General features: G+C 37.0%; 1 protein-coding gene. It reads left to right on the plus strand.

Annotation, left to right across the window (positions count from 1 at the left end):
- Positions 1-619, plus strand: a 619-nt coding sequence (locus BVF91_RS13365) for a methyl-accepting chemotaxis protein (RefSeq protein WP_168170222.1), incomplete at both ends; no start/stop codon positions are given.

Raw genomic sequence — 619 nt, forward strand, 5'->3', positions numbered from 1 at the left:
GGCGATAGAGGAAATGGTAGCATCAATCAATCAAGTAGCTAATAGTACTGAAAATATTAAAAAATTCAGCGATTCGCTAAGGACTGAAGCACAAAATGGCAGAAAATCAGTAGAAGAAACATTATCTTCTATTAAAGATATTACTGATGCAATTTATCTGACAGGAAACGTAATAAATAATTTAGGAGAAAGCTCTGAAAAGATAGGAAGTATTACGGAGGTTATTGATGATATTGCAGAACAGACCAATTTGTTAGCACTTAATGCGGCAATAGAAGCTGCGAGAGCTGGTGAACATGGGAAAGGGTTTGCGGTAGTAGCAGATGAAGTTAGAAAACTTGCTGAAAGAACAGCTACAGCTACAAAAGAAATAGCTGCACTTATAAAGAGTGTGCAAAAAGAAACGGAACAAGCAGTAAAAGCAATTGAGGTAGGACAAGATAAGGCTAAGCGTGGGACTGAGTTAAGCAATGATATGAGAGTAGCGATAGAAAAAATTGTTGAAGGAATAGAAAAAATAAATAATGAGATCAATGAGGTCACGTTAGCCGCCGAGGAGCAGAGAAATCAAGGACAAAACATAGTAGAAGCGGTAGAAAATATAACAAACCAAGCAGTG

Origin of the sequence: Thermoanaerobacterium sp. PSU-2, assembly GCF_002102475.1 — a bacterium.
GTDB lineage: Bacteria > Bacillota > Thermoanaerobacteria > Thermoanaerobacterales > Thermoanaerobacteraceae > Thermoanaerobacterium.